1 protein-coding gene is annotated in these 3,364 nt (G+C 36.3%); it reads left to right on the top strand.

The genetic code is table 11. The annotated features are described in order from the left end of the window. On the top strand, positions 1-3,364 hold a 3,364-nt coding region (locus MHM83_RS16110; protein WP_239180888.1), incomplete at both ends, for a hypothetical protein.

Below are 3,364 nucleotides of genomic sequence, written 5' to 3'. Positions count from 1 at the left end.
AACACCAACTGAGTTTGAATATAATATAGGAGCAGGTTGGGTAAGTACTTCAGGAAATAATCCATTTGTTATACCAAACTTTACATCAGGAACACATACAATTGAAGTTCGTCCAGTAGGAGGAATTACAGCATGTGAGCAAACAGTAAGTGCAACCTTAACAGATCCAAGTGTAGTAACAGTAGTAGCACCAGTAACAAAAGAAGTTACTTGTGTACCAGCAACAGGAGCTACTATTACACCAAACGGAAGCGGAGGAAATGGCGCACCATTTAGTTATGAGTTATTTGATAATGGAGGAACATCATTAGGAACAACTACGACAGAGTTTACAGATGTAGCAGCAGGAACGTATACAGTAGTAGCTACAGATCGTTTGGGTTGTGATTCATCACCAGTAACTGTAGTAATAAACCCATCGCAAGCAGTAACTTTTACTGCTGAAGCTCAGTGTTATGATGGAACAAATGGAGAAATATTAGTAACTGTTTTAACTGGAAATGGGGATTATTCATACAGTTTAAATGGAGGCACAACTTTCATTCCAGTAAGCACAAATCCATTTACCATTTCAGGATTATCTCCAGGAAATCATACTATTAGAGTACAAGATGGTAAAGGCTGTTTTACAGATGTTACAGAAATAATCAATCCACAACTATCAGCAACAGCAATAGCAACAAATGCTAGTTGTAATGATGGAGAAATTTTAATAAACCCAATTGGAGGTACAGGTGCAGGAACTTATATGTTTTCAGTAGTAGCTGATGGTGCATCTGCAGGAGTTTTTAGTACAACAAATCCAGTTACTAGGGGAGCAGGAACTTATGATGTTTATGTAAGAGATAACAATGGAGTTGCACCGTATTGTGAATATCTTATTGAAGATGTAGTTATTAATAGAATAACACCTGTTGATATTACCGCTACTGTGAATGAACCAACATGTAATGGAGACACTGGTAGTGTAGACGGTCAAATAGTAACAAACACAGGTCAAGCTCCTCACACTATTGTTATTAGAGATAGTTCGAATACAATTATTGACACAATTAATAATTTCTCGGGGACTAATTTTAGTTTTAACAATTTAATAGCAGATTCATATACAATTACAATCACAGATGATTTAGGATGTGAGGATACGTTTAGTTTTACATTAACTAATCCTCCTGCTTTGGTTGCAACAATAGTACCGGTAAGACCTGCCTGCGGAACTCCTTTTGTAGGTAATGAGACATTATTTGGTTATGATTTTACTGGCGTACCAGCAGTATCCCCTTCTCAAAAAATTCAATATAGTGTTGATAATGGAGCTACTTGGCAAGATAGCCCTACTTTTAGAGGTACAGCTGGAAATCCAGATTTTGACTATGGCACTGTAAGTTTTCCAGCTATTAGAATAACTGATATAGCCACAGAATCAATAACTTATTGTTTAAATAACTTAGGTTCTTATACAATGCCGTATATAGTTAGTCCGCTAGTGATTGATATAACAACAGATAGTGTAGATTGTACAGCTGGAGCAACAGCAGATGTATCTGTGAGTGGAGGTGTAGGAGCTTTTGAATATTCATATAATACTATTCCTGTTGCACCTGGAGCCATAGGATGGCAACCTTCAAATGGAATGACGCCTAGACAACATACCTTTAATGGATTAATACCTGGAAGAACTTACTATTTCTTTGTGAGAGATTTAGGAGATAATAATTGCATTAGGGTAGATAATACTTATATTATTAATATAGATGTATTAGTAACTCCTTCAATTCTAAGTCAGTCATGTAATGGAGGGGCAACTGGTAGCTTACAGTTTGATATTGATGATACAAAATCTAACTTATTAAATGGAGGTGTACCACCAATTAGTTGGGAACTTTTCAATCTTGACGTTACAACTGGTGCTTCTACTTCAATAGAAACAGGTTCTCAGAGTAATTTAGATCCTATTTTACCAACTTCAAATGGAACTTTAGCACCTGGAACTTATTATTTAGAGATTAAAAATAATGCAGGAACCTGTACATTTGCTAGTCCAAATATAGAAATATTAGAAACTGCACCTATTAATGCAAATCTTACAGTAGTAGATAATACAATAACATGTAGTAGAAATGGGGTTATACGAGTAGACAATGTAACAGGAGGTACTGCACCATACACTTATTCAGTATCCTCTTCCACTAATTTTACTCCAGGAGATGCAACAATTATAGGAAATACTATTGAATTTGCTTATGGAGATGTGATAAATCCAGCATTAGATGTAACAGGTATTAATGTAACTATAACCGATAGTAATGGTAATAGCTGTACAAGAACAGTAGGACCAGAAAGTTTAATGGTAAGCGAACGACCAACTATAAATTCAGCAATTCCAACAAGTTGTGATGTAAATAAAACAATAACTATTAATGTTAATAATGGTGCAGCTCCATATAGTTATTCTGTAGATGGAGGAACTACATTTACTTCTCCAACGACTAATACGACTTATATAGCAGAAGGATTAACACCGGGTAGTTATGATGTTGTTGTAAGAGATGCAAATGGTTGTACTGACACTCTGAATGGAGTAATAGTTCATCCAGATATAGACTTTGACTTGAGACCAGCAGGAAACGCTACTTGTGTCCCTGGTAATGACGGACAAATAGAAATAAATATCACTTCTGGTACAGGAGGGAATTATGATTATTCATTTGATACGGGTACAACAGGAACTATCATTTCACCGGCAACAACTGTAAATGTAGGATCATTATCACCAGGAGTACATAATGTAACAGTTACTGATGTAACTTCAGGGTGTTCTGAGACGAAACAGATTACTGTAGAGAATCCTGTTATTCCTAGTTTCACAGCATTAGCCGAGGCTAGTTTATGTTCAGGAGATAATTCGGGTAGAATTACTTTAACGGCAGTAGACAATGGAATTTTACCATTAAATTATAGTATAATTCCTGCAGCAGGAACGATTACAGGAAATGTAATAACAGATTTACCACCAGGAACATACTCCGTTACAGGAGAGGGAACAAATGGATGTACTTTTACTGTTACCAATATTGTAATAGATGAATACGCTCCAATAGTACCGAGTACACCAGTTGTAGAACAATTTGGATGTAGTACAGGTAACACTGTAGATGTTGCTACGGTAACTATTCCAGCAGGGACAGTAGGAGGTTCAACAAATTATACACGTTATGTATTTGTTTATACGCCAGCAGATGGAAGCGGTCCAATAACCCAAGACGGTCCGAGTACAAGTTTTAGTACAACGAATACCTCAGGGGGTCCAGTACAAATTACTGTTTACGACGATAAAGGATGTTCAGGAGTAGAAAACACTACT

Source organism: Tenacibaculum sp. Mcav3-52 (assembly GCF_022347665.1).
Classification (GTDB): domain Bacteria; phylum Bacteroidota; class Bacteroidia; order Flavobacteriales; family Flavobacteriaceae; genus Polaribacter; species Polaribacter mesophilus.
This window is presented reverse-complemented; position numbering and strand designations above follow the sequence as displayed.